The 4,054-nt window shown below is 68.5% G+C and carries 3 protein-coding genes and 1 pseudogene; all 4 read right to left on the bottom strand.

Annotated elements, in window-relative coordinates:
• Positions 1 to 535: pseudogene (locus tag A5727_RS09515) on the bottom strand (type VII secretion-associated serine protease); the annotation flags it as partial.
• Positions 532 to 2,031, bottom strand: coding sequence for a type VII secretion integral membrane protein EccD (gene eccD, locus A5727_RS09510; protein ID WP_157521304.1), 1,500 nt, complete (start codon positions 2,029 to 2,031; stop codon positions 532 to 534). The gene eccD and the pseudogene A5727_RS09515, both read right to left, overlap by 4 nt.
• Positions 2,028 to 3,053, bottom strand: a complete 1,026-nt coding sequence (locus tag A5727_RS09505; protein ID WP_068248192.1) for a MinD/ParA family ATP-binding protein — start codon at positions 3,051 to 3,053, stop codon at positions 2,028 to 2,030. The genes eccD and A5727_RS09505 overlap by 4 nt, the downstream gene beginning before the upstream one ends.
• Before the next feature lie 35 nt (positions 3,054 to 3,088).
• Complete coding sequence (locus tag A5727_RS09500; RefSeq protein WP_068248189.1) at positions 3,089 to 3,925, bottom strand: ESX secretion-associated protein EspG; 837 nt, start codon at positions 3,923 to 3,925, stop codon at positions 3,089 to 3,091.
• Between the last annotated feature and the right edge of the window lie 129 nt (positions 3,926 to 4,054).

Raw genomic sequence — 4,054 nt, 5'->3', positions numbered from 1 at the left:
CCGGTTGGCCAGCCGGCGGGGGCGGACCCTGGGTCACGGGTGCGGGACCGGAGGGCGGCGGGAACGCGGGACGCGCCGGCATGCGCGGCGGCATCGGCGTGCCCTGGGGCGCGGCACCGATCAGCGACGCGACGATCGTGCCGTGGGCGTCGCAGTCCATCAGGCCGTCGCCGCCCATGATGTAGTCACCCCCCGCGACGACGGGAAGCCGCGGGTTCGGGTTCACCCCGGTGTCGATGACGGCCACCGGCACACCGTTGCCGGTCGAAAACTCCCACGCCCGGCTGATGTTGAGCATCGTGAACCCCGGTGCGGTGACCGCCACGTTCGGATCCTCGACCGTGATCGCCTGAGCGCACATGTTGCTCTGGCGCATCGGCTGCTCCGGACCCGGCTCACCATCGGCGGGCACCATCGCAGGGTCCACCGAAGGCGGTGTGATCGCTTGTGCAGCCGGAATGTTCGCGCTCACAGCGACCAACAGCAGAACGCCCGCCGTCGCGCTCAGGCGCCTACCGCGGCGGGGCGCCGTCATCTCATCCGCACCCATGTGAACAACCCCCCGATCCACGCCGCCAACGGCAGCGCCGCCACGATCGCGACGATCTCAAGCCACTCCGCGATCATCCGCACCAGCGGCGTGAACCGCGTGACCGGCACCAGCAGTGCGGCCACCAGGCCTGCACCGGCGAACACCGCCAGCACCGCCGCACCGCAGAGCACCGCGGCGCTCGACTCCGCAGGCTGGGCCAGAACATATTTCGCCACCCCGGCGCAGACCGCAGCGGCCGCTCCGCACACCAACGCCACGGCTTGGCGCTTGTCGGTGAAGCTGCGGCCCCGGCTGATGAAGATCAGGACATACAGTCCCGACAGGACCGCCGCGGCGTTGCCCTTCGGCTGTCCTGGCATCAGCGTGGCCCACACGGCGACCGGCAGCGTGACCGCAGCGGCGACGCACAGTCCGGTCAGGACGCCATTCGCACGACGGGCCGCCGCCGCGATGTCGGCTCCCCGGGGTGTCGTGTCGGCATTCGCCTCGGCCTGCTCGTCCTCGTCGGGGTCCTCCACCGGTGCCACGGCGTCGACCGGAAGTCCGTCGCTGCGCCGGAACAGGTCGCGGCCGGTGATGGATCCGAAGTGTGGTGGCCGAATCCGCGCCGTCCAGAGGGCGATCGTTGGGGCGAAGGTCAGCAGCAGCAGCAGTGCCACGAGCGCGCACATCCCCAGCCACTGCGCGGGGACGGGGCGCCACATCCGGGTCAGTGCGACCAGGCCACCCAGTGCGCACAACGTGATCACGGCGGCCGACACGGTCACGTGACGACCGGTGACCGACACCAGTGCGCAGATCAGCACGACCAAGGTCAGCGCGCCGATGAACAGGTGCGCCGCCGAAAGTTCGCCGGGCGCAGCCGCGGCCGCGCTGATCGCGAGCAGCGGGACCCCTGGCCACGCGAATCCGGAGACCAGGTCGGCGCGCTGCGGCCACCACCGTGCGACGGCGATCGCCCCGGCAGCCGTGAGCGCTCCGAACACGCCGGTGACGATGGCGGGGATCAGGGAGTCGTCCACCAGGCGGGTGCGCACCGCGGTCGCGGCGATGACCGCACCGACCATGGCAAGAATCGCGACGGCGGTGTGGGCGGCGGTGGCTGCCGTCACCGGCTCGAACAGGCGCTTGCCCACGCGGGCCAAGCCGGTCGACAGCGATTCGTACTGCGGTTCAAACGATTCGCCCTCCCCTGCTGGGGCAAGGACCAGGGTGGTGCCGTCCTCGACACCGAGATCGTCGAGTGATTTCGTGACCTCGAGGCGCGTTCCATTGGCACGCTGCAGTTCGTAGCCGAGTCCGGGCTCCAGACCGGGCAGCCCACGGCGCTTGAGTTCGTCGTTGAGGAGTTCGACGACGTCGTCGAGGAACACCTCGATCGGCACCGACGCCGGGTACACCTGTGACACCAGATGTTCACCGCACACCACCGCGACGGCGCACCGGGCGGGGAAGGAGACCTTTGCCATCGCCATCAGTGCGGCCGATCGGCGTCCGGGGTGTACTTGTCGGCCAGGACGGCTGCGATCTCGAACAGCCGCAGACGTGTCTTCTTGTCCAGCTCATTCTGGACGTCGATGATGCCGCCCTTGGCGAAATGCGGGTCGTACGGCATGAATTCCACCGTCGCGCCTGACTGCGAGAACCGCTCCACCAGGTACTTACGGGCGTCCTCGTCATACCGGTTTCGGCTGTCGTTGAGGATGACCATGCTTCGAGACACCAGTTCGTGGTAGCCGAGCGAGCGCAGCAGGTCGATGGCGCGGGTGACGGGCAGTGACGTGTCGGCGGTGAGTCCCGAGACGAACACCAACGTGTCACAGGCATCGAAGACGGCCTTCATCACCGGATGTTCGAGATCATCAGCGGTGTCGACCAGGATGACGTTGTGGGTGCGGCGGAGTCGGGACAGCACGCCGGTGAACATCGAGGGCACCAGCGGTCGCGGTTGGTCGGAGGCGCGGTTGCCTGCCAGCACGTCGAGTCCGACCGCGTTCTGCCCCAGGTGTTCTCGAATGTCGGCATAGCCCTGCACATCGGTGTCGTTGAGCACCGCTGAGTAGTCGCCCGGTGGTGTTTCATCGATCCGGCCCGCCAGAGTGCCGAAACCCGGTGCGGCGTCGATGGCGACCACGTTCTCGGGCCGGCACTCGCGGAACACCGCTCCGACGGCAGCCGTCATGGTGGTCTTGCCGACGCCGCCCTTGCCGGACACCACGCCGATGACGTACTGCTTGCGGATGTGCCTGCGAATTCGTTCACGCAGTTCCCGATAGTGCCGCTCAGCGGGCGACTCGCCCAGGTTCAGGGTCTTGAACGTCACGCGATAGAGGAGTCGGCGCCAGCCCGATCCCGGCGGAATCTTGCGGGGCGCAACCATATCCGAGATCCGCAGCGTCCCCGAGACGGAATCCGAATGCCTGTGCTGACCGGCCGACGGCTCCCGATGCCGCGGCTGTCCATGATCCGAGGTCGTCGGCTCGTTCCACGGAATGGTCATGACATCGATGCTAACGCCGGCGCAGATGTACCCACTTACACAACCTTTCGGTACGAATACCACTCACTGTTGGCCGGAAGGCCTTGCAGCAGTTGACTCACAGCGTCGGTGATCGCCGTCTGCGATCCCGGGCTCACCAGCATCCACCTCCTGTTGTCGCGGTGGATGACCTCGTAGAGCAGCCGGCCCTCCGGGGTGTCGACGATCGTGACGGAGGTCTGGCCGATCAGTGTGCGTGTGGCCGATCCGTCCTCGACTCCCGACTGCACCGCCACCATCGAGGCCTGCGCCGAACGTTGTGGATCGGACGCCAACATCAACAGCCGGACCTGGTCGGCGTCCAGCCCCTGGGCGGTGAACCAGCGGCGCATGCTCGCGCTGTCGTCCACAGCTGCCACCATCGCCCCCGCGTCCACGGTGACCGGACGGATGGGCGCGGGATCCTGGCTGCTGCACAGCCGTTCGATCTGGTCGCTGAGCAGCGCAGTGGCTGCCCCCTCCACGCTGGCCGTCCCGACCCCGCTGATCCGGACTAGATCGTCGGACCGCTCGAGCGCTGCCCACCACTGCGCGAAGCGCGCCAGCAGCACGCGCCGCGGCGAACCTTCGTGGACGGGTGTGGTGACGTTGATGACGAGCGCGACATCGCGCTTGGCGATCACGGTGAGCCACTCCAGGATTGGACCGTCGACCACCCCGTCGACGTCGATGACGCCCTGGTCACGGAGTTCGGCGGCCATGGGGTGGTCGAGCGCGGCCTGTCTGGGCTCCACACTCGGAACGTGCGGGCGCAGTGCCAGTTCAGGTGCCAGCACTTCGATTCCCGACAGCACCTGCAGCACCCACAGGCCGTCGAGCGTGGTCGTCAGCATGGTTTCTCCCCCGACATGGGGCGGGGGGGGGGGCCCCGGGGGGCCCCCCCCCCCCCCCGGGGGGGGGGTGGAAGCAAAAGTGTGGGGGAGGGGTTGGGGGGGGGGGGGGGGGTGAGAAAGAGCGGGGCG

It is taken from the genome of Mycobacterium sp. ACS4331 (assembly GCF_001667265.1).
Taxonomy (GTDB): Bacteria; Actinomycetota; Actinomycetes; order Mycobacteriales; family Mycobacteriaceae; genus Mycobacterium.
This window is presented reverse-complemented; position numbering and strand designations above follow the sequence as displayed.